This window comes from Streptomyces sp. 3330 (assembly GCF_031456635.1).
GTDB lineage: Bacteria > Actinomycetota > Actinomycetes > Streptomycetales > Streptomycetaceae > Streptomyces.
Map to the genome: position 1 here is coordinate 33,177 of NZ_JAVDVA010000035.1, position 25,632 is coordinate 58,808.

Sequence of the window (25,632 nt, forward strand, 5' to 3'; positions counted from 1 at the left end):
GGCCTTTAGCCATGGGACTCGAAGAAAAGCTGCCGAGCGGATTCCTGCTGACCACCGTCGAGCAGGCCGCGGGCTGGGTGCGCAAGGCGTCCGTCTTCCCCGCCACGTTCGGCCTCGCCTGCTGTGCCATCGAGATGATGACCACCGGCGCAGGCCGCTACGACCTGGCGCGCTTCGGTATGGAGGTCTTCCGGGGTTCGCCCCGCCAGGCGGACCTGATGATCGTCGCCGGCCGGGTGAGCCAGAAGATGGCGCCGGTGCTCCGGCAGGTCTACGACCAGATGCCGAACCCCAAGTGGGTCATCTCCATGGGCGTGTGCGCCTCCTCCGGCGGCATGTTCAACAACTACGCGATCGTCCAGGGCGTCGACCACATCGTGCCCGTCGACATCTATCTCCCGGGCTGCCCGCCGCGCCCCGAGATGCTCATGGACGCGATCCTCAAGCTCCACCACAAGATCCAGAACAGCAAGCTCGGCGTGAACGCCGAGGAGGCGGCCCGCGAGGCGGAGGAAGCGGCGCTCAAGGCCCTGCCCATGATCGAGATGAAGGGGCTGCTGCGGTGAGCGACGCGAACGGCACCCATGGCGCGAACGGCTCCTCGAAGGGGGCCGACGGGTCGAACGGAGTGAACCCCGAGAAGGATCTCTCCGCCTCCAACCTCCCCGGTCAGCGCGGCCAGGGCGGTGAGGAGGTCCGCGTCCAGCGCGGCATGTTCGGCGCGAACAACGGCGGCGACACCTCCGGCTACGGCGGCCTGGTCCGCTCCGTCCGGCTCCCGGGGGCGGCGAGCCGGCCCTACGGCGGGTGGTTCGACGAGGTCGCCGACGAGCTCGAGGGCGCGTTGGAGGAGCAGGGCCTGCTCCCCGCCAACGCGATCGAGAGGACGGTCGTCGACCGCGAGGAGCTCACGTTCCACATCGAGCGCGAGCACCTGCTCCGGGTCGCCCGCACCCTGCGCGACGACCCGGCCCTGCGCTTCGAGCTCTGCACCGGCGTCAGCGCCGTGCACTACCCGAACGACCAGGGGCGGGAGCTGCACGCCGTCTACCACCTGCGCTCGATCACCCACAACCGGTTGATCCGGCTGGAGGTCAGCGCCCCGGACGCCGACCCGCACATCCCGTCCCTGGTCTCCGTGTATCCCACGAACGACTGGCACGAGCGCGAGACCTACGACTTCTTCGGGATCGTCTTCGACGGTCACCCGGCCCTGACGCGGATCATGATGCCGGACGACTGGCAGGGCCATCCGCAGCGCAAGGACTACCCCCTCGGCGGCATCCCCGTCGAGTACAAGGGCGCCCAGATCCCGGCTCCGGACCAGCGGAGGTCGTACTCATGAGCACGCAGTCAGCATCCGCCCGTGAGACCACCGAGGGCACCGTATATACGGTCACCGGTGGCGACTGGGACGAGGTCGTCCAGTCCGCGACCCGCGCCGACGACGAGCGCATCATCGTCAACATGGGTCCCCAGCACCCCTCCACCCATGGGGTGCTCCGCCTGATCCTGGAGATCGAGGGCGAGACGGTCACCGAGGCCCGCTGCGGCATCGGCTACCTCCACACCGGCATCGAGAAGAACCTCGAGTACCGCACGTGGACGCAGGGCACCACGTTCGTGACGCGCATGGACTACCTGACGTCCTTCTTCAACGAGACCGCCTACTGTCTCGCCGTCGAGAAGCTCCTCGGCGTCGAGGACCAGATCACCGAGCGAGCCAAGATCATCCGGGTGCTCCTGATGGAGCTGAACCGGATGTCCTCCCACCTGGTGTGCATCGCCACCGGCGGCATGGAACTCGGCGCCACCACGATCATGATCTACGGATTCCGTGATCGTGAAATGATTCTCGACATCTACGAGCTCATCACGGGCCTGCGGATGAACCACGCGTACATCCGCCCCGGCGGACTCGCCCAGGACCTGCCGCCCGGCGCGGTGGACCAGATCCGCGAGTTCGTGAAGAAGATGAAGAAGAACCTCCCCGAGTACGACAAGCTCGCCACCGGGAACCCCATCTTCAAGGCCCGTATGCAGGACGTCGGCTATCTCGACCTGGCCGGCTGCATGGCCCTCGGCGCCACCGGCCCGATCCTGCGGTCCACCGGCCTCCCGCACGACCTGCGCAAGGCGCAGCCGTACTGCGGCTACGAGACCTACGACTTCGACGTCCCGACCGCCGACTCCTGCGACTCCTACGGCCGCTTCCTGGTCCGCCTGGAGGAGATGCGCCAGTCCCTGCGGATCGTCGAGCAGTGTCTGGACCGGCTCCAGCCCGGCCCCGTCATGGTCGCCGACCGGAAGATCGCCTGGCCCGCCCAGCTCGCCCTGGGCCCCGACGGCCTCGGCAACTCCCTGGACCACATCAAGAAGATCATGGGCACCTCCATGGAAGCCCTGATCCACCACTTCAAGCTGGTGACCGAGGGCTTCCGCGTACCGCCGGGACAGGCGTACGCGGCCGTCGAGTCACCCAAGGGCGAACTCGGGGTGCACGCCGTCTCCGACGGAGGCACCCGCCCCTACCGGGTCCACTTCCGGGACCCGTCCTTCACCAACCTTCAGGCCATGGCAGCGATGTGCGAGGGCGGCCAGGTCGCCGACGTCATCGTCGCCGTCGCCTCCATCGACCCCGTTATGGGAGGCGTCGACCGGTGACCACCTCTTCTTCCGAGCGGGGCGTCAGCCTGGGTATGCCCGAACTGCCCGCGCCCGCCTACCCGGACGACGTCCGGGCCCGGCTGGAGGCGGACGCGCGCGAGATCATCGCCCGCTATCCCGACTCCCGGTCCGCGCTCCTGCCGTTGCTGCATCTCGTGCAGTCGGAGGAGGGACACGTCACGCGCACCGGGATGCAGTTCTGCGCGGACGTGCTGAAGCTGACCACGGCCGAGGTCACCGCGGTCGCCACCTTCTACACCATGTACCGGCGCCGCCCCAGCGGCGACTACCAGGTGGGCGTGTGCACCAACACGCTGTGCGCGGTCATGGGCGGCGACGCGATCTTCGAGGAGCTCCAGGAGCACCTGGGCATCGGCAACGGCGAGACCACCGACGACGGCAAGATCACCCTGGAGCACATCGAGTGCAACGCGGCCTGTGACTTCGCGCCGGTCGTGATGGTCAACTGGGAGTTCTTCGACAACCAGACCGTGCAGAGCGCGAAGCGCCTGGTGGACGACCTGCGGATCGGTCACACCGTCTCGCCGACGCGCGGTGCGCCGCTGTGCACCTTCAAGGAGACCGCCCGGATCCTGGCCGGCTTCCCCGACGAGCGGGAAGGGGCCGTCGAGGCGAGCGGCAGTGCGGGACCGGCGTCGCTGGTGGGTCTTCGCCTGGCAAGGGGAGAGACCGCACCCGCGCGCGTGGTCCACCCGCGGGACGGCGGGCCGCACGAGGAGCCGCAGGACCGGGCGGTGCACGGGCCGTCGCCCGCGGAGCATCAGAGTTCGCACGACGCGCCGCAGGACACGTCGGCCTCCGACCCAGCTCACCCGGCAGGGCCTACCGCCGAGGAGGGGGAGTGATGACCTTGGCACCCGAGTTGAAAGGCAGCAGCCCGGAGAAGCTGCTCGCACCCGTGCTGTCGGCCTTCTGGGACGAGGACCGGTCCTGGAGCCTGGACGTCTACCGAAGGCACGAGGGGTACGAGGGTCTCCGCAAGGCGCTCGCCATGTCGCCGGACGACCTGATCGCCTACGTCAAGGACTCCGGTCTGCGAGGGCGGGGCGGCGCGGGATTCCCGACGGGAATGAAATGGCAGTTCATTCCCCAGGGTGACGGAAAGCCGCACTATCTAGTTGTCAACGCCGACGAATCGGAGCCCGGGACCTGCAAGGACATCCCGCTCCTCTTCGCGAACCCGCACAGCCTCATCGAGGGCATCGTGATCGCGTGTTACGCCATCAGGTCGTCTCATGCCTTCATCTATCTGCGGGGTGAAGTCGTCCCCGTTCTGCGCCGGTTGCACGAGGCCGTGCGCGAGGCCTACGCGGCGGGCTACCTCGGCGAGAACATCCTGGGCAGCGGACTCGACCTCGAACTCACCGTGCACGCCGGCGCCGGCGCGTACATCTGCGGTGAGGAGACCGCGCTGCTCGACTCGCTCGAAGGCCGCCGTGGTCAACCGCGGCTGCGCCCTCCTTTCCCTGCTGTCGCGGGCCTCTATGCGTGCCCGACTGTGGTGAACAACGTCGAATCGATCGCGTCGGTTCCCGCGATTCTGCACAACGGCAAAGAATGGTTCCGGTCGATGGGAAGCGAGAAGTCCCCGGGCTTCACGCTCTACTCGCTCAGCGGCCATGTCGCCGCCCCCGGCCAGTACGAGGCGCCGCTCGGCGTCACCCTCCGCCAGCTCCTCGAGATGAGCGGCGGCATGCGACCCGGGCACCGGCTCAAGTTCTGGACCCCGGGCGGTTCCTCGACGCCGATGTTCACCGAGGAGCACCTCGACGTCCCTCTCGACTACGAAGGAGTGGGCGCCGCGGGTTCCATGCTCGGCACCAAAGCACTCCAGTGCTTCGACGAGACGACGTGCGTCGTGCGGGCCGTCACCCGGTGGACCGAGTTCTACGCCCACGAGTCCTGCGGCAAGTGCACACCGTGCCGTGAAGGGACCTACTGGCTGGTGCAGTTGCTGCGGGACATCGAGGCCGGCAAGGGAGCCCTCTCCGACCTCGACAAGCTCAACGACATCGCCGACAACATCAACGGCAAGTCCTTCTGCGCCCTCGGCGACGGCGCGGCCTCGCCGATCTTCTCCTCGCTCAAGTACTTCCGCGAGGAGTACGAGCAGCACATCACGGGCCGAGGCTGCCCGTTCGACCCGGCCAAGTCGACGCTCTGGGCGGACAAGCACACGGAGGTGAACGCATGACGGTGACCACCAGCGCTCCCTCCGGAGGCGGCGAGGCGGCGGTCCCGCCGGAGGATCTCGTCTCGCTGACGATCGACGGCGCCGAGATCAGCGTGCCCAAGGGCACCCTGGTCATCCGGGCCGCCGAGCAGCTCGGCATCGAGATCCCGCGCTTCTGCGACCATCCCCTCCTCGATCCGGTCGGCGCGTGCCGGCAGTGCATCGTCGAGGTCGAGGGCCAGCGCAAGCCGATGGCGTCCTGCACCATCACGTGCACGGACGGCATGGTGGTGAAGACGCAGCTCAGCTCACCGGTGGCCGAGAAGGCGCAGCACGGTGTGATGGAGCTGCTCCTCATCAACCACCCGCTGGACTGTCCGGTCTGCGACAAGGGCGGCGAGTGCCCCCTGCAGAACCAGGCCGTGTCGCACGGCCAGGCCGAGTCCCGCTTCGAGGGCAGGAAGCGGACGTACGAGAAGCCCCTGCCGATCTCCACGCAGGTGCTGCTCGACCGTGAGCGGTGCGTGCTGTGCGCACGCTGCACCCGGTTCTCCAACCAGGTGGCGGGCGACGCGATGATCGAGCTGATCGAGCGGGGCGCGCTCCAGCAGGTGGGGACCGGCGAGGGAGACCCCTTCGAGTCGTACTTCTCCGGAAACACCATCCAGATCTGCCCGGTCGGCGCGCTGACCTCGGCGGCGTACCGATTCCGCTCCCGGCCCTTCGACCTCGTCTCGTCGTCTTCGGTCTGCGAGCACTGCTCCGGCGGCTGCGCCACGCGCACCGACCACCGGCGCGGCAAGGTCATGCGGCGGCTGGCCGCCAACGACCCCGAGGTCAACGAGGAGTGGATCTGCGACAAGGGGCGGTTCGCGTTCCGGTACCCGCAGCAGCGGGACCGGCTCGACACGCCTCTGGTGCGCGACGCCGAGGGGAACCTCGTCCCGGCTTCCTGGCCGGAGGCGCTGCAGATCGCGGCCCAGGGCCTGCTGGCGTCGCGTGGCAGGACCGGTGTCCTGACCGGCGGCCGCCTCACCATCGAGGACGCCTACGCGTACAGCAAGTTCGCGCGCGTGGCGCTCGACACCAACGACATCGACTTCCGCGCACGCGTGCACAGCAGTGAGGAGGCCGACTTCCTGGCCGCCCACATCGCCGGCCGCGGCCGCGACCTCGACGGCACGGGCGTCACGTACACCTTCCTGGAGAAGGCGCCCGCCGTCCTGCTGGTCGGGTTCGAGTCGGAGGAGGAGGCGCCCGGCGTCTTCCTGAGGCTGCGCAAGGCCTGGCGCAAGCACGGACAGCGGGTGTTCTCGCTGGCCACTCACGTCACCCGGGGCCTGGAGAAGGCGGGCGGCACGCTGCTGTCGGCCGCCCCGGGCACCGAGACCGAATGGCTGGACGCGCTCGCGGGCCGCGTCGGCCTGGAGGACGCGGGCGCCCTGGCCGCCGAGGCGCTGCGCACCGAAGGCGCCGTGATCGTCGTCGGCGAGCGGCTGGCCGGTGTGGCAGGCGGTCTCACCGCCGCCGTGCGGGCCGCCGCGGCGACCGGCGCCCGGCTGGTGTGGATCCCCCGCCGGGCGGGCGAGCGCGGCGCGATCGAGGCGGGCGCGCTGCCGTCGCTGCTGCCGGGCGGCCGTCCGGCCACCGACCCCCGCGCGCGTGAGGAGGTCGCCGCGGCCTGGGGCCTCGCCGAACTTCCGCACCGCTACGGCCGGGACACCGGGCAGATCGTCGAGGCCGCCGCGTCCGGCGAACTGCAGGCGCTGCTCGTCGCGGGCGTCGAGATCGCTGACCTGCCCGACCCCGCACGCGCGCGTGCCGCGCTCGCCGAGGCCGGCTTCGTCGTCTCGCTGGAGCTGCGGCCCGGCGAGGTCACCGAGCACGCCGACGTCGTCCTCCCGGTGGCCGCGGTCGCCGAGAAGGCCGGCGCCTTCCTCAACTGGGAAGGCCGGGTCCGTTTCTTCGAGGCGGCGCTGAAGCCCGACCAGATGACACGCCGCCCGGCGCCCGCCGACGCGCGCGTGCTCCAGATGCTCGCCGACGCCATGGACGTCCACCTCGGCCTGCCGGACCTGCGCACCGCGCGCGCGGAGCTCGACCGGCTCGGCTCCTGGGACGGGCCTCGGGCCTCCGAGTCCCTGGAGACCGCCGCCCAGCTGCCCCGCCCCGCCGCGGGGGAGGCCGTCCTCGCCGGACACCGCCTGCTGCTCGACCAGGGCGTCCTCCAGCAGGGGGACGAGGCGCTCGCCGGGACGCGGCACGCCGCACACGCGCGTGTGTCGCTTGCCACGGCCGCCGAGGTGGGCGTCAAGGACGGCGACATCCTCGCGGTGACCGGCCCCGCGGGGGCCGTCGAACTCCCGCTGCTGATCACGCAGATGCCCGATCGGGTGGTCTGGCTGCCGCTGAACTCCACGGGCGGGGGCGTCGCCTCCGACTGCGGGGCGACACCCGGCGCCCTTGTCCGCATCGGTCCGGCGACGCTCGTCGCCGACGCCCCCGAGGAGGTGGAGGCATGAGCCGGTACCTCGCCGCTGAAGACCTCTCGATGTTCGGCCACGACCCCTGGTGGCTGGTCGTCGTCAAGGCCGTCTTCTGCTTCGCCTTCCTGATGGTGACCGTGCTGTTCTCCATCGTCTGGGAACGCAAGGTCGTCGCCTGGATGCAGCTCCGCGTGGGCCCCAACCGGCACGGACCCTGGGGGATGCTCCAGTCCCTCGCCGACGGCGTCAAGCTCATGCTGAAGGAAGACCTGATCGTCAAGCGCGCGGACAAGGTGGTGTACGTCCTCGCGCCGATCGTCGCGGCCATCCCGGCCTTCATGGCGATCGCGGTGATCCCCTTCGGCCCGGCCGGCAACGAGGTCTCGATCTTCGGCCGGCGCACCACGATGCAGCTGACCGACCTGCCGATCGCGATGCTCTACATCCTCGCCGTCGCGTCGATCGGCATCTACGGCATCGTCCTGGCGGGCTGGAGTTCCGGCTCCACCTATCCGCTGCTGGGCGGACTGCGGTCCTGCGCGCAGATGATCTCCTACGAGATCGCGATGGGTGCCGCGTTCGCCTCGGTGTTCCTCTACTCGGGGTCGATGTCGACGTCGACGATCGTCGAACAGCAGCAGGACCGCTGGTACATCCTGCTGCTGCCGGTCTCCTTCATCCTCTACGTCGTCACGATGGTCGGCGAGACCAACCGCGCCCCCTTCGACATGCCGGAGTCCGAGGGCGACCTGGTCGGCGGTTTCAACACCGAGTACTCGTCGATCAAGTTCGCGCTGTTCATGCTCGCCGAGTACGTGAACATGGTGACGGTCTCGGCGGTGGCGACCACGCTCTTCCTCGGCGGCTGGCGGGCTCCCTGGCCGATCAGCACCTTCTGGGAGGGCGCGAACCACGGCTGGTGGCCGATGCTCTGGTTCGTCGTCAAGGTGCAGCTGCTGCTGTTCTTCTTCATCTGGCTGCGCGGCACGCTTCCCCGCGTCCGCTACGACCAGCTGATGAAGCTCGGCTGGAAGGTCCTGATCCCCGTCTCGGTGGCGTGGCTGATGCTCGTCGCGACCGTGCGGACCCTGCGCAACGAGAACTACGACTTCGCCGAGATCGCGCTCTACGTCTGCGGCGGCGTCCTTGTCCTGTTGCTGCTGTCCTTCATCGCGGACATGTTCCGCAACGCGGGCAAGGATGCGCAGGCCCCCGCCGAGCCCGCCGGCTTCGACCCGATGGCGGGCGGGTTCCCCGTGCCGCCGCTGCCCGGCCAGGAGTTGCCGCCGGTGCCCCGGCGCCGCCCGCACCACGAGCGGGAGCTCGTTGTCAGTGGCGGAGTGGACACTGTGAGTGACGGATCGCAGGATGGAAAGGAGGCGTCCGATGGCTGAGGAGCACAAGGAGACCAAGCCCGGTTTCCAGAACCCCGTGGCCGGCTTCGCCGTGACCTTCAAGGCCATGTTCAAGAAGCGGCTGACCGAGCAGTACCCGGAGCAGGAGAAGACCACAGCTCCCCGGTTCCACGGACGGCACCAGCTCAACCGCCATCCGGACGGCCTGGAGAAGTGCGTCGGCTGCGAGCTGTGCGCCTGGGCCTGCCCCGCCGACGCCATCTATGTGGAGGGCGCGGACAACACCGACGAGGAGCGCTACTCCCCGGGTGAGCGGTACGGGCGGGTCTATCAGATCAACTACGCCCGCTGCATCCTGTGCGGCCTGTGCATCGAGGCGTGCCCCACGCGCGCGTTGACGATGACCAACGAGTTCGAGCTCGCCGACTCCAGCCGCGCCAACCTGATCTACACCAAGGAACAACTGCTCGCCGGCCTCGAAGAGGGCATGGTCGACTCGCCCCACGCGATCTACCCGGGTACGGACGAGCAGGACTACTACCGGGGTCTGGTGACGGAGGCGGCGCCCGGCACGGAACAGCAGGCGGCCGTCTCCCAGGGCGAGAAGCCGCAGGAGGCCGCTTCCACGTCCGGCACCGACGAGCCGACGTCCGAGGAGGTGGTCGGCCGATGAGCGCGCAACTCGCCGCCTACTCCACCTCGACCGGCGAGGCCTTCCAGTTCTGGGTGCTCGGCACCGTCGCGGTGATCGGCGCCCTGTGCACCGTCTTCATGAAGAAGTCCGTGCACAGCGCGCTGTGCCTCGCCGGCACCATGATCGTCCTGGCGGTGTTCTACCTCGCCAACGGCGCCTATTTCCTGGGCATCGTGCAGATCGTCGTGTACACCGGCGCGATCATGATGCTGTTCCTGTTCGTGGTGATGCTCGTCGGTGTGACCGCGGCGGACTCCCTGAAGGAGACCATCAAGGGGCAGCGCTGGCTGGCCCTCTTCTGCGGCCTCGGCTTCGGCATCCTGCTGATCGCCGGCATCGCCAACGCCTCCCTGACGGAGTTCGACGGCCTCGCCGAGGCGAACGCGAACGGCAACGTCGAGGGCCTCGCCACCCTCATCTTCACCAAGTACGTCTTCGCCTTCGAGATCACCGGCGCCCTGCTCATCACGGCGACCGTCGGCGCCATGGTGCTCACCCACCGCGAGCGCACCGAGCGGGCCAAGACCCAGCGGGAGCTGGCCGAACAGCGTGTCCGTGAGGGCAAGCACGTACCGCCGCTGCCCGCGCCGGGCGTGTACGCGCGGCACAACGCCGTGGACGTCCAGGGTCTGCTGCCCGACGGCACCCCGTCGGAGCTCACGGTCAGCAAGACGCTGCGCGAGCGCGGCCAGGTCCGGGACGTGTCCACCGAGGCGCTGAACGACCTGAAGGCCCTGGAGCAGCGCGCCGAGGAGCGCCTGGGCAGGGCCGCGATCGAGCCGCCCCACCTGAAGCGGACCGAGGAGGCTTCGAAGTGAACCCGGTCAACTACCTCTACCTCGCGGCCCTGTTGTTCACGATCGGTGCGACAGGCGTGCTGATCAGGCGCAACGCGATCGTCGTCTTCATGTGCATCGAGCTCATGCTCAACGCCTGCAACCTCGCGTTCGTCACCTTCTCCCGGATGCACGGCAATCTCGACGGGCAGATCATCGCCTTCTTCACGATGGTCGTCGCCGCCGCGGAGGTCGTGGTCGGACTCGCGATCATCGTGTCGCTGTTCCGGTCCCGCCACTCGGCCTCGGTCGACGACGCCAGCCTGATGAAGCTGTAAGGGGTCGGAAGAATCGTGGAGAACCTGATTGCGCTGCTGATCGCGGCGCCCCTGCTCGGAGCGGCCGTCCTTCTGGTCGGCGGCCGCCGGCTCGACGCCGTCGGCCACTGGATCGGCACGCTCCTGTCGTCCGTCTCCTTCGTGTTCGGTGTCGTCCTCTTCAGCGACCTGCTGAGCAGGGACGCCGAGGACCGGACGCTGACCCAGCACCTGTTCAGCTGGATCCCGGTCGAGGGCTTCCAGGCGGACGTGGCCTTCCGCCTGGACCAGTTGTCGATGACGTTCGTGCTGCTGATCACGGGCGTCGGCTCGCTGATCCACCTGTACTCGGTCGGGTACATGGAGCACGACGAGCGGCGGCGCCGCTTCTTCGGCTATCTGAACCTGTTCCTGGCGGCGATGCTGCTGCTCGTCCTCGCCGACAACTACCTGCTGCTGTACGTCGGCTGGGAGGGCGTCGGACTCGCGTCCTACCTGCTCATCGGCTTCTGGCAGCACAAGCCCAGCGCCGCCACCGCCGCGAAGAAGGCCTTCCTGGTCAACCGCGTCGGCGACATCGGGCTGTCGATCGCCATCATGCTGATGTTCACCACCTTCGGGACCTTCGCCTTCGGTCCGCTGCTCGGGTCGGAGGGCGAGCCCGGCATCGCGGGTGACGCGAGCGAGGGCAAGCTCACCGCCATCGCCCTGATGCTGCTGCTGGCCGCCTGCGGCAAGTCCGCCCAGGTGCCGCTGCAGTCCTGGCTCGGGGACGCGATGGAGGGCCCGACCCCGGTCTCGGCCCTCATCCACGCGGCGACCATGGTGACGGCGGGTGTGTACCTGATCGTCCGCTCGGCGGCCGTCTTCAACGGCGCGCCCGACGCACAGCTCGTCGTCACCGTCGTCGGCGCCGTCACACTGCTGTTCGGTGCGATCGTCGGTTGCGCGAAGGACGACATCAAGAAGGCGCTGGCCGGTTCGACCATGTCGCAGATCGGCTACATGGTGCTGGCCGCGGGCCTCGGCCCCATCGGCTACGTCTTCGCGATCATGCACCTGGTGACGCACGGCTTCTTCAAGGCCGGGCTGTTCCTCGGCGCGGGCTCGGTCATGCACGGCATGAACGACGAGGTCGACATGCGCAGGTACGGCGGCCTGCGCACGTACATGCCGATCACCTTCGTCACCTTCGGACTCGGCTACCTCGCGATCATCGGCTTCCCGGGTCTGTCCGGCTTCTTCTCCAAGGACAAGATCATCGAGGCGGCGTTCGCCAAGGGCGGCACCGAGGGCTGGATCCTCGGCGGTTGCGCCCTGCTCGGCGCGGCCATCACCGCGTACTACATGACGCGCGTGATGCTGATGACGTTCTTCGGCGAGAAGCGCTGGCAGCCCGACGCCGAGGGGCATGAGCCGCACCCGCACGAGTCGCCGAGGTCGATGACGATCCCGATGATCGTGCTGGCCTTCGGATCGGTCTTCGCCGGCGGCTTCTTCAGCATCGGCGACCGCTTCCTGCACTGGCTGGAGCCCGTCACGGGCCACAGCCACGGCGACTCCCCGGTCAGCGCCCTGACGGTCACCCTCGCCACCATGGTGGTGCTCGTCATCGGCGTGGCCATCGCCTACGCCCAGTACGGCCGCCGCCCCGTCCCGGTCGTCGCCCCGCGCGGGTCGCTGCTCACCCGGGCCGCCCGGCGCGACCTCCTCCAGGACGACTTCAACCACGTCGTCCTGGTCCGCGGCGGCGAGCACCTCACGCGCTCCCTGGTCTACGTCGACCACACCCTGGTCGACGGAGTCGTCAACGGCACGGCGGCCTCGGTCGGCGGCCTCTCCGGGCGCCTGCGCCGGCTCCAGAACGGCTTCGCGCGGTCGTACGCGGTTTCGATGTTCGGCGGTGCGGCGGTCCTCGTCGCCGCGACCCTGCTGATGAGGGCGGTCTGATACCGATGTCCTTTCCTCTGCTGACAGCGACGGCGGCGCTCCCGGCGATCGGGGCGGTCCTCACGGCCGCCGTACCGGCCGCCCGGCGCAACGCCGCCAAATCGCTGGCCCTGGTGTTCTCCCTGGCGACACTCGCCCTGGCGATCGTCGTCCTGGTCCGCTACGACCCGGACGGCGGCCGCTACCAGCTCACCGAATCCCATTCCTGGATCGCGGACTTCGGGGTCAGGTACGAGCTGGGCGTGGACGGCATCGGGGTCGCGCTCGTCGCGCTGACCGCGCTGCTGATCCCGTTCATCATCCTCGCGGGCTGGCACGACGCCGACCCGCTGGAGACGGGCAGCAAGCGCTGGCGGCCGACGCAGGGCTTCTTCGCCCTGATCCTGGCCGTCGAGGCGATGGTGATCATCTCCTTCGAGGCGACCGACGTCTTCCTCTTCTACATCTTCTTCGAAGCCATGCTCATCCCGATGTACTTCCTCATCGGCGGCTTCGGGGACCGTGCCCACGAGCACGGCGAGGAGGTGGCGTCGACGCAACGGTCGTACGCGGCCGTGAAGTTCCTCCTGTACAACCTGGTCGGTGGTCTGATCATGCTGGCCGCGGTGATCGGCCTCTACGTGGTCGCCGGGAACTTCTCGCTCACCGAGATCGCCGAGGCCCGCGCCAACGGAACGCTCGACATGGCGAAGAACACCGAACGCTGGCTGTTCCTGGGCTTCTTCTTCGCCTTCGCCGTGAAGGCGCCCCTGTGGCCGCTGCACACCTGGCTGCCCAACGCCATGGGTGAGGCGACCACCCCGGTCGCCGTGCTCATCACGGCGGTCGTCGACAAGGTGGGCACCTTCGCGATGCTCCGCTTCTGCCTCCAGCTGTTCCCGGAGGCGAGCAAGTGGGCGACGCCCGCCGTCCTCGTCCTCGCGGTGATCAGCATCATCTACGGCGCACTGCTCGCCGTGGGCCAGCGGGACATCAAGCGGCTGGTGGCGTACGCGTCGATCTCGCACTTCGGGTTCATCATCCTGGGCATCTTCGCGATGACCAGCCAGGGCCAGTCCGGGGCGACGCTCTACATGGTCAACCACGGCATCTCGACGGCCGCCCTGATGCTGGTCGCGGGCTTCCTGATCTCCCGGCGCGGCTCGCGGCTCATCGCCGACTACGGCGGCGTGCAGAAGGTCGCCCCGGTACTCGCCGGCACCTTCCTGATCGGCGGTCTGGCGACGCTCTCGCTGCCGGGGCTCGCGCCCTTCGTGAGCGAGTTCCTGGTCCTGGTGGGCACGTTCGCGCGCTACCCGGCGATCGGCATCGTCGCCACCTTCGGCATCGTCCTCGCCGCGCTCTACACCCTCGTCCTCTATCAGCGGACGATGACGGGCCCGGTGAAGCCCGAGGTCTCGGCGATGCCCGACCTGCGCGCGCGTGAGCTCGTGGTCGTCGCGCCGCTGATCGTGTTGTTGATCTTCCTGGGCGTCTATCCGAAGCCCGTCACCGACATCGTGAATCCGGCGGTCAAGCAGACCTTGTCCGACGTGCACAAGAAGGACCCCCAGCCCGAGGTGGAGGCGGCCAAGTGAGCGCATCAGCCGTCCACAGCCTGTGGACAACGGCGGCAACCGCGGCCGAACCGATCTCGAAGATCGACTCCCCGAAGATCGAGTACGGGCAATTGTCGCCCACCTTGATCGTCGTGGGTGCGGCGATCATCGGCGTGCTGGTCGAGGCGTTCGTGCCGCGCAAGCACCGCTACTACGCACAACTGTTCGTATCTGTCGTGGCGCTGGTCGCGGCCTTCGCCGCGGTCGTCGCGCTGGCGGAGGGCGGATACGGCACCACGAAGGCACGCATCGCGGCCATGGGCGCGATCGCGGTCGACGGACCGGCCCTCTTCCTGCAGGGCACGATCCTGCTGGCCGCGCTGGTCGGCCTGTTCACCTTCGCCGAACGGCGCCTCGACCCCGAGGTGCACGGCAACCGGGTCGACTCCTTCGCCGCCCAGGCGGCCTCCGTGCCCGGCAGCGACAGTGAGAAGGCCGCGGTCAAAGCCGGGTTCACGACGACCGAGGTCTTCCCGCTGCTGCTGTTCGCGGTCGCCGGCATGCTGGTCTTCCCCTCGGCCAACGACCTGCTGACCCTGTTCATCGCCCTGGAAGTCTTCTCGCTGCCGCTCTACCTCCTGTGCGCACTGGCCCGCCGCAAGCGGCTCATGTCGCAGGAGGCCGCGGTCAAGTACTTCCTCCTCGGCGCCTTCGCCTCCGCGTTCACCCTCTTCGGCATCGCCCTGCTGTACGGGTACGCCGGCTCGGTGTCGTACGGCACGCTCGCGCAGGTCGTCGACGGCACCGTCCAGAACGTGAACCCGGCGCTCGCCGACACCATGGGCAACGACGCGCTGCTCCTCGTCGGCTCCGCGATGATCGTCATGGGGCTGCTGTTCAAGGTGGGCGCGGTGCCGTTCCACATGTGGACGCCCGACGTCTACCAGGGCGCGCCGACCCCGGTCACCGGATTCATGGCCGCGGCGACCAAGGTGGCCGCCTTCGGCGCGCTGCTGCGCCTCCTCTACGTCGTCCTGCCCGGTCTGCGCTGGGACTGGCGGCCGGTCATGTGGGGCGTGGCAGTGGTCACCATGCTGGGCGGCGCGATCGTCGCGATCACCCAGACCGACATCAAGCGGCTGCTGGCGTACTCGTCCATCGCGCACGCCGGATTCATCCTCGCGGGTGTCATCGCGACCACGCCGGACGGCGTCTCGTCGGTGCTCTTCTACCTGGCCGCGTACTCGTTCGTGACGATCGGCGCGTTCGCGGTGGTCACCCTCGTGCGCGACGCCGGTGGCGAGGCGACCCACCTGTCCAAGTGGGCGGGGCTGGGACGCAGGTCACCCCTGGTGGCGGCGGTGTTCGCGGTGTTCCTGCTGGCCTTCGCCGGTATCCCGCTGACCTCCGGGTTCGCCGGTAAGTTCGCCGTCTTCAAGGCGGCGGCGGAGGGTGGCGCGGCCCCGCTGGTCGTGGTCGGTGTGATCTCGTCGGCGATCGCGGCGTTCTTCTACATCCGCGTGATCGTGCTGATGTTCTTCAGCGAGCCGCGGCCGGAGGGCCCGACCGTCGCCGTTCCGTCGCCGCTGACGATGACGGCGATCGGGGTGGGCGTGGCGGTCACGCTGGTGCTCGGCGTGGCGCCGCAGTACTTCCTGGACCTGGCGAACCAGGCGGGAGTGTTCGTGCGCTGAGCCGCTCGGCGCAGGTGCGCCGACCTGCGCGCGCCGTGACGACGGGCCCGGTTCCCCGGAGTGGGGACCGGGCCCGTCGCCGTCGTACGGGCGGCGGCCGGGGGTTGTCGCCGTCGTGCGGGCGGCCGGGGTCGCCACCCTCCTACCGGCCGGGTTCGTCGTCGTGCGCGGCCGGGTTCGTGGATTCTCCCGCGAGCGCCCCGACCATCACGCAGAGTCACCGGAACGAGCCTGTGGATAACTCCGGTGCTGTCAGTCCGGACCCCTATCGTTGAGGCAGTGGTCGAGGGACGACGCACGGGGAACCAGACGATGGCGGGACGGGTGGGATCAGCGCGATGACAGCGATCACCGGGACACCGGAGCAGACCGAGAGCGAGGCTCTGGCCACGCTGCACCGGGTCTTCGGATACGACGCCTTCCGCGGCGAGCAGGAAGCGGTCATCGAGCACGTGGTGGCCGGCGGGGACGCGGTCGTCCTCATGCCCACCGGCGGCGGCAAATCGCTGTGCTACCAGATCCCAGCCCTGGTCAGGCCCGGTACCGGCATCGTCGTCTCGCCGCTGATCGCGCTGATGCAGGACCAGGTGGACGCCCTGCGGGCACTCGGTGTGAACGCCGGGTTCATGAACTCCACGCAGGACTTCGACGAGCGGCGCGTGGTCGAGGCCGAGTTCCTGGCCGGCGAGCTGGACCTGCTGTACCTGGCGCCGGAGCGACTGCGTCTCGACTCCACCCTGAACCTCCTCTCCCGCGGCAAGATCGCGGTCTTCGCGATCGACGAGGCGCACTGCGTCTCCCAGTGGGGCCACGACTTCCGACCCGACTACCTGTCCCTCTCGCTGCTCGGCGAGCGCTGGCCGGACGTCCCGCGGCTCGCCCTCACGGCGACGGCCACCCGCGCGACGCACGAGGAGATCACCCAGCGCCTCAACATGCCGTCGGCCCGGCACTTCGTGGCGAGCTTCGACCGGCCCAACATCCAGTACCGGATCGTGCCGAAGGCCGACCCCAAGAAGCAGCTCCTGAGCTTCCTGCGCGAGGAGCACGCGGGCGACGCGGGCATCGTGTACTGCCTCTCGCGCAACTCCGTCGAGAAGACGGCCGAGTTCCTCTCCCGCAACGGCATCGAGGCGGTGCCGTACCACGCGGGTCTGGACGCGGGCACGCGCGCGGCGCACCAGTCCCGGTTCCTGCGGGAGGAGGGCCTGGTCGTGTGCGCGACCATCGCCTTCGGCATGGGCATCGACAAGCCGGACGTACGGTTCGTCGCCCACCTCGACCTGCCCAAGTCGATCGAGGGCTACTACCAGGAGACGGGGCGCGGCGGCCGCGACGGACTGCCCTCCACCGCCTGGATGGCGTACGGCCTCAACGACGTCATCCAGCAGCGCAAGCTCATCCAGTCCGGCGAGGGCGACGAGGCCTTCCGTCGGCGGGCCGCCGCGCACCTGGACTCGATGCTGGGGCTGTGCGAGACCGCCCAGTGCCGCCGCGGACAGCTCCTCGCCTACTTCGGCCAGGAACCGGACCCGGCGGGCTGCGGCAACTGCGACACCTGCCTCGCGCCACCGGAGACCTGGGACGGCACGGTCGCGGCCCAGAAGGTGCTGTCGACGGTGGTCCGGCTCCAGCGGGAGCGAGGGCAGAAGTTCGGCGCGGTGCAGATCATCGACATCCTCACGGGCAAGCGCACGGCCAAGGTGATCCAGTTCGACCACGACCAGCTGTCGGTGTTCGGCATCGGTGAGGATCTCTCCGAGGGCGAATGGCGTGGCATCGTACGGCAGTTGCTGGCCCAGGGGCTGCTCGCGGTCGAGGGCGAGTACGGCACCCTGGTGCTGACGGAGGCCAGCGGGGCGGTGCTCCGCCGCGAGCGGGACGTGCCGCTGCGCAAGGAGCCGAAGAAGTCGGCGGCCTCGAAGGCGTCGGGCTCCTCCTCCGGCAGGAGCAAGTCCAAGGCCGCCGCGGCCGAGCTGCCCGAGGACCTGCTGCCCGCCTTCGAGGCACTGCGGGCCTGGCGTGCCGAGCAGGCCCGCGAGCAGGGCGTCCCGGCGTACGTCATCTTCCACGACGCCACGCTCCGGGAGATCGCCACGGCCTGGCCGACCTCGGTGCAGCAGCTCGGCGGCATCAGTGGCGTCGGCGAGAAGAAGCGGGTGACGTACGGGGAGGGCGTGGTCGCGGTGCTGGCCTCGCTGGGCGGGAAGCCGGGCGCCGCCGCTGCGGCGCCGGCTGAGAACCCGGCTCGGGCCACCGCTCGAAGTGACGCGACGGACCCGGGCGCCTCGGACTACTGGCCCGAGATGGACGCGGAGCCGGAGCCCGAGGACTGGATGTAGGCAGGGGACCGAGGGAGGAGCTGGTGAGGGGAAACAGGGGGACCGGGCACGGGGGCCCTGGAGGAGACCGGGTGCGGAAGCGGCGACTGAGCGGTGGACGAGCGGGAGTTCGGCGACCGAGCGGAAGCGGGATGGTCATAGCGCACGCGTCGCATACGCCCTGACGTCCGCGTCGGAGTCCGTCGTCGCGGTGGCCAGGGCCGCGCGGGCGGCTTCGGAGGCACGGTGCCGGGTGAGCGCCAGGACGGCGGCCTTGCGGACGTCGGCATTCGGGTCGGCCAGCGTCTCGGTGAGGACGGGCAGGGCGGTGTCGGGGTGGGCCACCGACAGCGCGGTGGCGGCACCGGCGCGGACCTGCCAGGCGGGGTCGGCCAGGGCGGCCACGGCCCGTGCGGCGAGGGGCGCCGGGCAGCCGGTGGTGCCCAGCGCCCCGAAGGCGGCGGCACGCACCAGGGCATCGGGGTCGTCGACGAGCCCCACAAGGGCCGCGTGGACGGCGTCGTACTCGATGCGGGCAGCCGGATCGGTGCCGGTGCCAGTGCAGCTGCCGGAAACTGCGGCTGCGGCTGCGGCTGTTGCGGAGGCCGGAGGAGCGGCGGGGGCGGCGTCCGGCGGTGAGGTGTCGTTCAGGCGTCCGGCCGCCACCGTGGCCAGGGACTTGGCGATCGTGACGCGGACCTCACGGGACGGGTCGGCGGTCGCCGCACGGGCCAGTTCCTCGGCGGCGTCCACCGAGACCAGGGCGCGGACGGCCTCGATCCGGACGGCGATGTCGGCGTCGGAGAGCGAGCCGGCGAACAGGGCGGTGTCACCGAGGCGCAGGGCACGCAGCACGTCCAGGGCCGCGGCGCGGACCACGGGGTCCGGCTCGGCCAGGGCGGCGGCGAGACCGTCGCGCAGGGCCGGTTCCGCCGGCAGGGTCTCGACGAGTTCGCGCAGCGAGGCCGCCGCGGCGGCGCGCACGTCCGCGGAGGGGTCGCGCAGCGCCTCGGCGAGGGCCGGACCGGTGCCCGACGGCACGGTCTCGGTGAGGACGGCGACGGCCTCGCGCCGGACGACGGCCACCGCGTCGGTCAAGTACGGCAGCAAGGAGCCGAGTTCGGGTTCGTCCTCGGCGAGGGCGACCAGTTCGAGAAGACGCACGGACGACCGGGGGGAGGCCTGATCGGGGGCGGGCTCGGGCGCCGGAAGGGCCGAGACGTCCGTGACCTGAGGAGCGGCGGCCTCGGCCCCGGTGGCGACGGGCGCCACGTCCCGTGAACCGGCCGTGGCCACGTCCTCGGGGTGGACTTCGCCGAGCGGCCGGGACGGACCGCCGACGGGGGCGAACCCGTCGACCGGAACCAGATACGGAGCCACGGGCCGGGCCGTGAACTCCATCGCACCGGAGGGGGACTTGTGCAGATCGAGGTGATGGAACCAGGAGGCGTCGTCGCGGCGAGGGTGGTCGAGGCGGTCGTGGTAGAGGCCCCAGCGGGACTCGGTACGGGCCAGGGAGGCGCGCGCGGCCATCTCCGCGCAGTCACGGATGAAGGAGACCTCGGCGCACCGCATCAGCTCGTGCGGGGTGCGGGCCCCCATCTCCGCGATGTCGTCGCGCATCCGCTCGAAGGATTCCAGGGCCAACGACAGCCGCGCGCCCGACTTCGGCGGGGCCACGTAGTCGTTCACGAAACGGCGCAGCTTGTACTCGACCTGGGGCTGCGGCGGGCCCTCCGGGTTGCGCAACGGGCGGTAGATCAGCTCGTGCGCCTCGCGCAGCTGGTCGGCGGGAAGCTCACCGTCGTACGCCGTGTACCGGGCCGCGTCCGCACCGGCCAGGTCGCCGAAGACGAACGCGCCGATCATGTAGTTGTGCGGGACGCACGCCAGGTCACCGGCGGCGTACAGGCGGGGGACGGTCGTGCGGGCGTGCTCGTCCACCCGTACGCCCGAGGCCGAATGACCGCCGCACAGGCCGATCTCCGAGATGTGCATCTCGATGTCGTGCGTGCGGTAGTCGTGCCCGCGCCCGGAGTGGAAGGTGCCCCGGGTCGGACGCTCGGTGGAATGCAGGATCGACTCCAGGGCCGAGATCGACTCCTCGGGGAGGTGGCTCAGCTTCAGGTACACCGGGCCCCGGTCGCTGGCGACCTCCGCCGCGAACTCGGCCATCATCTGGCCCGACCAGTAGTCGGAGTCGACGAAGCGTTCGCCGTGCCGGTTGACCTGGTAGCCGCCGAAGGGATTGGCGACGTAGGCGCAGGCGGGGCCGTTGTAGTCCTTGATCAACGGGTTGATCTGGAAGCACTCGATGCCGGTCAGCTCGGCGCCCGCGTGGTAGGCCATGGCGTAGCCGTCGCCCGCGTTCGTGGGGTTCTCGTAGGTGCCGTACAGGTAGCCGGAGGCGGGCAGGCCGAGGCGGCCGCAGGCGCCGGTCGCGAGGACGACGCCGCCCGCGCGGACGGTGACGAACTGCCCCGTGCGGGTGTGGAAACCGACCGCCCCGATGGCGCGCCCGTCCTCCGGCGAGGTCAGCACGCGCACCGGCATCACCCGGTTCTCGATGCGGATCCGCTCCCGCATCTCGCGCCGCCGCAACTGCCGGTACAGCACCTTCTTGACGTCCTTGCCCTCCGGCATGGGCAGCACGTAGGAGCCGGAACGGTGGACCTGGCGCACCGCGTAGTCGCCGTGCTCGTCCTTCTCGAACTTCACGCCGTACGACTCCAGTCGCTGCACCATGGCGAAGCCGCGGGTGGCGGTCTGGCGGACGGTGGACTGGTCGACGATGCCGTCGTTGGCGCGGGTGATCTCGGCGACGTAGTCGTCGGGCTCGGCGCGGCCGGGGACGACCGCGTTGTTGACGCCGTCCATGCCCATCGCGAGGGCCCCGGAGTGGCGGACGTGGGCCTTCTCCAGGAGCAGGACGTCCGCGCCGTGCTCGGCGGCGGTCAGGGCCGCCATGGTGCCCGCGGTACCGCCCCCGATGACGAGGACGTCGCAGGTCAGCTCCTCGGCGTCGCCGGGTGCGGGGATCTGGAGGAGGGTGTCCACCGGGGTGCCTTTCAGATGCTCAGTGAGGTCAGGACATCGCGCCGCAGGGCCACCCGCGCCGGGTCGTCGTGGGCGGCGCGGTCGCGGGGACGCGGCACGTCCCGTACGGCGAGGAGGCGGCCCGCGCCGAGGAGGGCCACGCGGTCGCCGAGGAACAGGGCCTCGTCCACGTCGTGGGTGACGAAGACGACGGTCGCCCCCGAGCCGCGCAGCACCTCCACCAGAAGGTCCTGCATGCCGGCGCGGGTCTGGGCGTCGAGGGCGCCGAAGGGTTCGTCCATGAGGACGGCGCGCGGGCCCGCGGCGAGGGCCCGGGCCAGTTGCGCCCGCTGGCGCTGGCCGCCGGAGACACGGTGCGGCAACTGCCGGGCCCGGTCGGCGAGTCCGACCCGCTCGAGCCAGGCCGCGGCCTGCTTCCTGCGCTCCGCGCGGGCAGCGCCCTGGATGGCGAGGGGCAGTTCGACGTTGGCCTGCAGGGTGCGCCACGGGAGCAGGGCGTCCTCCTGGAAGACCAGCGCGCGGTCCGCCGCCGGCCCGCCGATCGGCCGGCCGTCCTGCTCCACGGCTCCGGTCAGCGCGGGCAGCAGCCCGGCCAGCGTGCGCAGCAGCGTCGACTTGCCGCAGCCCGAGGGGCCGACGACGGTGAGGATCTCGCCCGGCGGGACGTCCAGGCCGACATCGGCCAGCGCGGCGGCGTCGGGGCGGCCGAGGGTGGCCGCGCGGAGGGTGAGCCGGGTACCGCGTGCGGCCGTACCGGTCGGCGTGCCGATCGCCGGGGTGGCGGCGCCGGTGTCCGTCCGGGTGCTCTCACGGGTCTCAGACGAGGTGCTCATCGCGGGCCTCCTCGGGTTCGTGGCCGGCGGGGACGGCGGGGGAGGTCGCCGACGCCGGAGCGGCCGCGCGGGGACTCCCGGACCGGGGCCGGCCGGCCGGGACGTACGAGGTGCGGGGCAGCCAGCGGGTGAGGCGGCGGCCCAGGAGCTCCACGGCCGTGGACGTGGCCCAGCCGAGCACGCCGATCGTGACCATGCCGACGAACACCCCCGGGTAGTCGACGACGGTGTAGTCCTGCCAGGTGCGGTAGCCGACGCCGTACTGGCCGGAGATCATCTCGGCGGAGATCACACAGATCCACGACACCCCGATGCCGACCGACAGACCGCCGAAGATGCCCGGCAGCGCCCCGGGCAGGACGACCGAGCCGAGGATCCGCCACCGGCCCCCGCCCATGGTGCGGACCGCCTCCTCCCACCCGGGAGGCAGCGCGCGGACGGCGTGCCGAGTGGAGACCAGGACCGGGAAGAAGGCGGCGGTGAAAGTGATGAAGACGATGCCCTGTTCGTTGGAGGGGAACAGCAGGATCGCGACGGGCACCAGGGCGATCGCGGGGATCGGCCGGACGACCTCGAGGATCGGGCCGAGCAGGTCCTCGGCGAGCCGCGAGCGCGCCACGAGCACGCCCGTGGCCACGCCCAGGACGGCGGCCAGGAGGAACCCGGTGACGATGCGGGTGAGGCTGTCGGTGAGATCGGTCCAGTAGTCGTCGCCGGTCAGACGGTCCGCGAAGGCGCGGGCCACGTCGGCGACCGTGGGGAACTGCGAGAAGCGCAGCCACAGATCGATGTCCAGGCTGGTCAGCAGCTGCCACAGGCCGAGGGCGGCCGCCACCGACGCCACCCGCAGCGCGTACCGGGTCACGACGCCCGCCCCAGCGCGTCGGCGTACGTGACCACCCGCGCGCCGCCGTGGGTGCCGACGTAGGCCCGCGCGGTCGCCGGAGCGACGAACGGCAACAGCGTCGCGCCGTCGGCCACCCAGACGGCCTTGTCGGCGAACCACAGGGTGCCCGTGGTGGCGTCGGGGACGTAGGCGGCGCGGATGCCGTCCTTGTGCTGCGCGACGTAGGTCAGCAGGTCGGCTGGCGTCTTGAAGGCGAGGGTCTTCGCTGCGCCCTCGGGCCAGACCTCGCTCGCGGCGGGTGCGGGGGTGGCGGCGAGCTGCTTCGCGTAGGACGCGCCGAGCGCCTTCTTCACGTACCGGTCGTCGACGAAGGAGTCCACGTCGACGTCTCCGGTCAGCTTGGCCGCCTTCAGGATCGAGACGTCCTTCTCGAGGACCTCGACCAGTTGTGGCTTGACGGCCGGGTCGAAGGTGGAGATGCCGTGGGCGCCGTTGTAGAGGTAGACGACCTCGGCGGGCAGACCGGTGGCCTGCGAGACCTTCTCGGCGGCGGCCACCGGGTGCGCGCCGAGGTAGTCGGTGGCCTCCGACTGCGCCCTCAGGAACGCCTCCAGCACGGCCGGGCGCTTCGTCGCGAAATCCTCGCGGGCGGTGACGCCGTGGAAGGTCGGCAGGTTCAGCTGGGCGCCGTCGTACAGGGCCTTCGCCTTGCCCTGGAAGGCGAGCAGGCCGGGCCAGGCGACGAACTGCGAGAGCGCGTCGGCGCTGCCCGCGGAGAGGGCCGACGCCCCGACGGCAGGCTGCTGGTTGAGCTTCTCGACGCCCTCGGCCGGGTCGATGCCGGCCCGCTCCAGGGCCCGTACGAGAGTGCCGTCGGCGGCGGAGCCGATGCTGGTGGAGACCTTCTTGCCCTTGAGGTCCTCGATGGAGGCGAGTGCGGAGTCGGGCGCCGTGACGATGGTGTTGAGGCCGCCGCGCAGGTTGTAGCCGGTGACCGAGACCAGGTGGGTGGGCTTGCCGAGCTGATCGCCGCGGGCCGCGTTGATGAGGAGCGGGAAGTCGCCCATCGACCCGATGTCGATCTTCCCGGCGGTCATCTGCGCGTTGATGGGAGCGCCGGTGGCGTAGTCCTGCCAGTCCACCCTGTAGGTCGTGCCGTCGCCGAGAGCGTTCAGCTCCTTCTCGAAGTAGCCGAGCGAGCGCAGGAGGGTGCCCGCCGTGACGGTGTTGATGGTCTTGGACTGGTAGCCGACGGTGACGGTGACCGTGGAGCCGCTACCGGCCTCGGCGCTGCCGCATCCGGTGAGGGGGAGCAGGAGAAGGGCGGCGGTCGCGGCGATCGCCCGGGGTTTCGTCGCTGTGGGTTTCATGGAGATTCGGGCCTTTCACCGGAGCAGGTAGGGCATGTTGACCGTGACGGCTCCGGTGGGACAGCGGGCCGCGCACGGGCCGCAGTACCAGCACTCGTCGACGTGCATGTAGGCCTTGCCGTTGCTCTGGTCGATGGCGAGGGAGTCCAGCGGGCACATGTCCACGCAGAGCGTGCAGCCGTCGATGCACTTCGACTCGTCGATGGTCACGGGCACGTCGGCCCGCTGGGGTGCCAAGGTCATGGCTGTCTCCAGAGAAGTCCCGGGAAATTCTGCGAAATCCCGCCCGGCGGTGAACCGATGAGGCCGTGCCGGACGATGAAGGGTTGAGGGCGGAGAAGAAGCGGAGAGGACGAGCGGCGGGCGAAGGGGCGGGGCGAGCAGGATGGCGCAGAAGGGGAGAAGGCCCGCGGCGACTGCGGTGCCGGTGGGCGGAGATCAGAGGGAGCGGTGCAGCAGACCGCTCATCGAGATGCGGTCTCCGCGGAAGCGGATGAACTCCAGATCCACCGGGCGGCCGTCGGCGAGGTGGGTGAGGCGTTCGAGCATCAGGACGGCGGCACCACGCGGCGCCTCCAGTACGGCGGCGGAGTGGGCGTCCGCGGTCACCGCCTCGAGAGTGATCTCGGCGTGCCCGAGTCGCTGCCCGGTGACGGCCTCCAGAAGCCGGAAGACGTCGGTGTTCTCCAGGTCGGCGCCGAGCAGGGCGGTGCCGATGTCGAGCGGGATGTAGGTGAGATCGAGGGAGAGGGGGAGGCCACCGAGCCGGCGCAGGCGTTCGATGTAGAGCACGTCGGTGCCGGGCGGGACGTGGAGGCGGTCGGCCACCGGGGCGGGCGCGGCGACGGGGCCCATCGTGCGGACCTCGTTGGTGACGTGGCCGTGCTCGTGCAGGGTCTCCGCGAGGCCCATCAGACGGTCCAGGCCGTGCGGGTACTTCTGCGCCACGACGACCGTGCCGACGCCCGGCAGACGCTCCACCAGTCCCTCGGCGCGGAGGAGGTCGAGAGCCTGGCGGACCGTGTTGCGTGAGGCGCGGTAGTCGCCCGCGAGGGTCGACTCGTGGGGGAGCGTGCCGTCCGGGAAGCCGTCGGTGAGCAGCTGGCGGCGCAGGAGGTCCGCGAGCTGCCGGGCCTGGTCCGCTCGCAGCCGACGCCGCGCACGGTGGGCGGCGACGGTGGTCGCGCCCTGGCCGGCGTGGTCTCGGATGCGGTCGGTGGGTGGCATGTTTCGAACCATAGCGAGCCAGTAGGGAAAGGGGTGTTGCCGGAGTGTTGCGCCACCTGCGGGAGCGTCAGACAAGGAGCTGACCTGGGAGAACAGGCCCGGCTTGCACAAGATCCGCCAGGTCGGGACGCGGCTGTCGGGGCAAGCGCGTCACGGCTGGCGCTTCACGAGGGCGCGTCGGGACGGGGCCGGCGGGACGACGCCGTTCGAGCGTCGTTGATCGGACGAGGCCGGCGTGACGACGCCTTCGAGGCATCGCTGTGGGGGCGTCGGCGTCGGGGGAACGCCGTCAGGCCTTCGCCGTCA

Annotated in this window: 20 protein-coding genes; 14 read left to right on the forward strand and 6 right to left on the reverse strand. The window is 70.4% G+C overall.

The features are described from left to right. The first annotated feature begins 11 nt into the window (after positions 1–11). The 14 genes from J2X68_RS36130 (at position 12) to recQ (ending at position 18,013) form a co-directional block, all read left to right on the forward strand. Entirely contained in the window at positions 12–566 is a 555-nt protein-coding gene (locus tag J2X68_RS36130; protein ID WP_057602796.1) for an NADH-quinone oxidoreductase subunit B family protein, read from the forward strand. Then, positions 563–1,345, forward strand: a complete 783-nt coding sequence (locus J2X68_RS36135) for an NADH-quinone oxidoreductase subunit C (protein ID WP_310436840.1) — start codon at positions 563–565, stop codon at positions 1,343–1,345. Before J2X68_RS36130 ends, J2X68_RS36135 begins: the two co-directional genes overlap by 4 nt. After that, positions 1,342–2,664, forward strand: a complete 1,323-nt coding sequence (locus tag J2X68_RS36140; protein ID WP_310436841.1) for an NADH-quinone oxidoreductase subunit D — start codon at positions 1,342–1,344, stop codon at positions 2,662–2,664. Before J2X68_RS36135 ends, J2X68_RS36140 begins: the two co-directional genes overlap by 4 nt. Then, the gene (gene nuoE, locus J2X68_RS36145) at positions 2,661–3,533 is read left to right on the forward strand and encodes an NADH-quinone oxidoreductase subunit NuoE (RefSeq protein ID WP_310436842.1); all 873 of its coding nucleotides are present in this window, start codon (positions 2,661–2,663) and stop codon (positions 3,531–3,533) included. The genes J2X68_RS36140 and nuoE overlap by 4 nt, the downstream gene beginning before the upstream one ends. Further along, positions 3,530–4,882, forward strand: coding sequence for an NADH-quinone oxidoreductase subunit NuoF (nuoF, locus tag J2X68_RS36150; RefSeq protein ID WP_310436843.1), 1,353 nt, complete (start codon positions 3,530–3,532; stop codon positions 4,880–4,882). The genes nuoE and nuoF overlap by 4 nt, the downstream gene beginning before the upstream one ends. Beyond that, a complete protein-coding gene (locus J2X68_RS36155) occupies positions 4,879–7,383 on the forward strand; it encodes an NADH-quinone oxidoreductase subunit G (RefSeq protein WP_310436844.1) in 2,505 nt (834 codons plus the stop codon). Before nuoF ends, J2X68_RS36155 begins: the two co-directional genes overlap by 4 nt. Further along, the gene (gene nuoH, locus J2X68_RS36160) at positions 7,380–8,741 is read left to right on the forward strand and encodes an NADH-quinone oxidoreductase subunit NuoH (RefSeq protein ID WP_310436845.1); all 1,362 of its coding nucleotides are present in this window, start codon (positions 7,380–7,382) and stop codon (positions 8,739–8,741) included. Before J2X68_RS36155 ends, nuoH begins: the two co-directional genes overlap by 4 nt. Beyond that, positions 8,734–9,375: an NADH-quinone oxidoreductase subunit NuoI gene (gene nuoI / locus J2X68_RS36165; RefSeq protein ID WP_310436846.1), complete on the forward strand. Its 642-nt coding sequence runs from the start codon at positions 8,734–8,736 to the stop codon at positions 9,373–9,375. Before nuoH ends, nuoI begins: the two co-directional genes overlap by 8 nt. After that, entirely contained in the window at positions 9,372–10,214 is an 843-nt protein-coding gene (locus J2X68_RS36170) for an NADH-quinone oxidoreductase subunit J (protein ID WP_310436847.1), read from the forward strand. Before nuoI ends, J2X68_RS36170 begins: the two co-directional genes overlap by 4 nt. Continuing rightward, positions 10,211–10,510 carry an NADH-quinone oxidoreductase subunit NuoK gene (nuoK, locus tag J2X68_RS36175; RefSeq protein ID WP_020130147.1) on the forward strand — a complete coding sequence of 100 codons (300 nt, stop codon included), beginning with the start codon at positions 10,211–10,213 and terminating at the stop codon, positions 10,508–10,510. Before J2X68_RS36170 ends, nuoK begins: the two co-directional genes overlap by 4 nt. Before the next feature lie 15 nt (positions 10,511–10,525). Continuing rightward, positions 10,526–12,439 (forward strand): NADH-quinone oxidoreductase subunit L, encoded by a 1,914-nt coding sequence (nuoL, locus tag J2X68_RS36180; RefSeq protein WP_310436848.1) that lies wholly within the window; start codon positions 10,526–10,528, stop codon positions 12,437–12,439. 5 nt (positions 12,440–12,444) lie between these two features. After that, positions 12,445–14,016 (forward strand): NADH-quinone oxidoreductase subunit M, encoded by a 1,572-nt coding sequence (locus tag J2X68_RS36185; protein ID WP_310436849.1) that lies wholly within the window; start codon positions 12,445–12,447, stop codon positions 14,014–14,016. Then, positions 14,013–15,671, forward strand: coding sequence for an NADH-quinone oxidoreductase subunit NuoN (gene nuoN, locus J2X68_RS36190; protein WP_310436850.1), 1,659 nt, complete (start codon positions 14,013–14,015; stop codon positions 15,669–15,671). The genes J2X68_RS36185 and nuoN overlap by 4 nt, the downstream gene beginning before the upstream one ends. A gap of 338 nt (positions 15,672–16,009) precedes the next feature. After that, positions 16,010–18,013: a DNA helicase RecQ gene (gene recQ, locus J2X68_RS36195; protein WP_310436851.1), complete on the forward strand. Its 2,004-nt coding sequence runs from the start codon at positions 16,010–16,012 to the stop codon at positions 18,011–18,013. 135 nt (positions 18,014–18,148) lie between these two features. Here recQ and J2X68_RS36200 read toward each other — a convergent pair whose 3' ends face one another. From J2X68_RS36200 to J2X68_RS36225, 6 genes are all read right to left on the reverse strand, one after another. Next, positions 18,149–21,049, reverse strand: a complete 2,901-nt coding sequence (locus J2X68_RS36200) for a fumarate reductase/succinate dehydrogenase flavoprotein subunit (protein WP_399041668.1) — start codon at positions 21,047–21,049, stop codon at positions 18,149–18,151. Between the two features lie 11 nt (positions 21,050–21,060). Next, positions 21,061–21,882, reverse strand: coding sequence for an ATP-binding cassette domain-containing protein (locus J2X68_RS36205; RefSeq protein WP_310436852.1), 822 nt, complete (start codon positions 21,880–21,882; stop codon positions 21,061–21,063). Beyond that, positions 21,866–22,747, reverse strand: a complete 882-nt coding sequence (locus J2X68_RS36210; RefSeq protein ID WP_310436853.1) for an ABC transporter permease — start codon at positions 22,745–22,747, stop codon at positions 21,866–21,868. The genes J2X68_RS36205 and J2X68_RS36210 overlap by 17 nt, the downstream gene beginning before the upstream one ends. After that, entirely contained in the window at positions 22,744–24,099 is a 1,356-nt protein-coding gene (locus J2X68_RS36215; protein WP_310436854.1) for an ABC transporter substrate-binding protein, read from the reverse strand. Before J2X68_RS36215 ends, J2X68_RS36210 begins: the two co-directional genes overlap by 4 nt. Positions 24,100–24,114: 15 nt before the next feature. Beyond that, entirely contained in the window at positions 24,115–24,342 is a 228-nt protein-coding gene (locus J2X68_RS36220; protein WP_310436855.1) for a ferredoxin family protein, read from the reverse strand. A gap of 195 nt (positions 24,343–24,537) precedes the next feature. Beyond that, entirely contained in the window at positions 24,538–25,326 is a 789-nt protein-coding gene (locus tag J2X68_RS36225) for a GntR family transcriptional regulator (protein WP_310436856.1), read from the reverse strand. Between the last annotated feature and the right edge of the window lie 306 nt (positions 25,327–25,632).

Excerpts from the sequence above, each read along its gene's own strand:
- J2X68_RS36130 (WP_057602796.1), top strand. The coding sequence starts at position 12 with ATGGGACTCGAAGAAAAGCTGCCGAGCGGATTCCTGCTGACCACCGTC.
- J2X68_RS36140 (WP_310436841.1), top strand. The coding sequence starts at position 1,342 with ATGAGCACGCAGTCAGCATCCGCCCGTGAGACCACCGAGGGCACCGTA.
- J2X68_RS36155 (WP_310436844.1), top strand. The coding sequence starts at position 4,879 with ATGACGGTGACCACCAGCGCTCCCTCCGGAGGCGGCGAGGCGGCGGTC.
- nuoH (WP_310436845.1), top strand. The coding sequence starts at position 7,380 with ATGAGCCGGTACCTCGCCGCTGAAGACCTCTCGATGTTCGGCCACGAC.
- nuoI (WP_310436846.1), top strand. The coding sequence starts at position 8,734 with ATGGCTGAGGAGCACAAGGAGACCAAGCCCGGTTTCCAGAACCCCGTG.
- J2X68_RS36170 (WP_310436847.1), top strand. The coding sequence starts at position 9,372 with ATGAGCGCGCAACTCGCCGCCTACTCCACCTCGACCGGCGAGGCCTTC.
- J2X68_RS36185 (WP_310436849.1), top strand. The coding sequence starts at position 12,445 with ATGTCCTTTCCTCTGCTGACAGCGACGGCGGCGCTCCCGGCGATCGGG.
- recQ (WP_310436851.1), top strand. The coding sequence starts at position 16,010 with ATGACAGCGATCACCGGGACACCGGAGCAGACCGAGAGCGAGGCTCTG.
- J2X68_RS36205 (WP_310436852.1), bottom strand. The coding sequence starts at position 21,882 with ATGAGCACCTCGTCTGAGACCCGTGAGAGCACCCGGACGGACACCGGC.
- J2X68_RS36215 (WP_310436854.1), bottom strand. The coding sequence starts at position 24,099 with ATGAAACCCACAGCGACGAAACCCCGGGCGATCGCCGCGACCGCCGCC.
- J2X68_RS36220 (WP_310436855.1), bottom strand. The coding sequence starts at position 24,342 with ATGACCTTGGCACCCCAGCGGGCCGACGTGCCCGTGACCATCGACGAG.
- J2X68_RS36225 (WP_310436856.1), bottom strand. The coding sequence starts at position 25,326 with ATGCCACCCACCGACCGCATCCGAGACCACGCCGGCCAGGGCGCGACC.